Annotated in this window: 3 protein-coding genes; 2 read left to right on the forward strand and 1 reads right to left on the reverse strand. The window is 47.1% G+C overall.

The genetic code is table 11. The annotated features are described in order from the left end of the window. The first annotated feature begins 572 nt into the window (after positions 1-572). Both BLV85_RS14645 and BLV85_RS14650 read left to right on the forward strand, forming a co-directional pair. Positions 573-731 (forward strand): DUF3309 family protein, encoded by a 159-nt coding sequence (locus BLV85_RS14645; RefSeq protein ID WP_090415949.1) that lies wholly within the window; start codon positions 573-575, stop codon positions 729-731. 174 nt (positions 732-905) lie between these two features. Beyond that, positions 906-1,205, forward strand: coding sequence for a DUF1840 domain-containing protein (locus BLV85_RS14650; protein WP_090415950.1), 300 nt, complete (start codon positions 906-908; stop codon positions 1,203-1,205). Between the two features lie 372 nt (positions 1,206-1,577). On the opposite strand, the gene BLV85_RS14655 is transcribed toward BLV85_RS14650, so the two are convergent. Next, positions 1,578-1,727 (reverse strand): transposase (locus BLV85_RS14655; protein ID WP_176973882.1); only part of this gene is annotated, 150 nt, incomplete at its 5' end.

Genomic DNA, 1,727 nt, shown 5'->3' on the forward strand with positions numbered 1-1,727 from the left:
CTCGTTTTGTTGGTGGTATAGGAACCCCAATATTACGAGTTTGTTTCTATCTATTAAATACTTATCTTAAAACGTCAACAGACCCTAGGAGGCTGTCCGAGAATAGCGATCGTAGCGAGGGCGAAGCTGGCTGAGCGGGATTTTTCGATCATTTGAGGCGAATAGTGGTTCTATTCAACGAAAAGGATCGGAAAATCCAGCCTGGCAGGTTCGTCCGCAGTAGATCAGTCTATTCTCGGACAGCCTCCTAGGGCACGTTCACTCAAGTTCAGCATTTCCAAACAGCTTCTAAGGAGTCGCTCATAAATAACTGTAACACTTATTCCTTCACGGCTCCTAACACGCCTACTGCATGATCACAATCGCCTGACTTTGTTACCCTCTTTGCATAGTACTTGAAATTAAGTGTGTGTGCTAGCGCACAGAAATGATAGAGGACTCGATGTATTTTGTAATCAATGGATCAGAGATTCTGGAAATCTGATCTTAGTATGCTGAGGGGAGGTATCGGTGCATGGCAGGAATTCTCTCGGAAATTGTGTAATGGTTAATTTTTTGGAAGGAGAAATAAAATGACGCTAGGAACGATACTGCTGATAATCTTGATTCTGATATTGCTTGGCGTGATTCCAACGTGGCCCTACAGCAGAGGGTGGGGTTATCGCCCCGCTGGCGTTCTCGGGGTAGTGTTGCTGATCGTGCTCATTCTGTTGCTGATGGGCAGAATATAGCACGATAAATAGGCGCTTGAAGAGGCAGACCCACAGAGCCGAAGTAATGAGATGGGCAAGCCCGTTCTGGGCTTCAATGCGCAGAACGGGCAATGCTTGTACATTTTTTGGTGAGATGAGGATGCAAATGGCTATATCCGCAAAATTGCATCGTACCCACTCAGGGAGAAATATATGCTTGTGACATTTACAACCGATGCCTATGCGGACATCACTATGTTTGGAGATGATGCACTTGCGATGTTGAAAATGATGGGGCACAGCGCATCCGTGCCAGGCGCAATTCTGGCGGCAGATGTCCCTGAAGCGCTGAATCGATTAACAGCCGCTTTGGGATCACTGAAAGAAACCTCATCATCCGCCGAGAGTGAGGATGCCAATGAGCCCGTGGTGAGCATGGCTAATCGAGCACTGCCGCTCATTGAACTACTGACCGCTGCTGCAAAGGCAGGCCGAAACGTCATGTGGCAATAAATTGTCTTTTCTCATAGGGAAAGGAAGTCGGCATGACCAGTGAGATCTGGCAAACTCGATCAGGGACGCGTCGGGTGTGAATTCTATGCAGGAGAACGTAGTGGTGCCCGGCAAGGCAAGCTGAGATGGTCAAGAATTTTAGTGATTACGCCGGATCCCAGAACGGCAGCGATGATTTTCACGTCCCCACACCACAATAATGCCGCTGTTTCTGCTCCAAAAGCGGTGTAAATTGGCTACTGGCGTGCTCTGGCACTGGAATATTTTGGCTGCCTTGATCTGTTACAAATCGGCAACCACTAAACAACCACCAGCTAAAGCTGGTGGGTTAGTGACAATGACTAAAGTCAGGATACGGGTCTTAAGACCCGTTTAGCTTTCGGTTCTGAAATTATCATCACCTTTAGGTTCAAAATGATGCTCCAAATAGTTTTGAATCATTTCTTCTGTCAGTTCTCCTGATGTTACACAAAAGTATCCTCGCGCCCAAAAATGGCGCCCCCAGTAGCGTTTTTTTAAGTC

Origin of the sequence: Nitrosomonas halophila (genome assembly GCF_900107165.1) — a bacterium.
In the GTDB taxonomy this organism is placed as follows: Bacteria; Pseudomonadota; Gammaproteobacteria; order Burkholderiales; family Nitrosomonadaceae; genus Nitrosomonas; species Nitrosomonas halophila.

Bases quoted from the DNA above. Each gene is read 5' to 3' on its own strand.
- BLV85_RS14650 (WP_090415950.1), top strand. From the start codon at position 906: ATGCTTGTGACATTTACAACCGATGCCTATGCGGACATCACTATGTTT.
- BLV85_RS14645 (WP_090415949.1), top strand. From the start codon at position 573: ATGACGCTAGGAACGATACTGCTGATAATCTTGATTCTGATATTGCTT.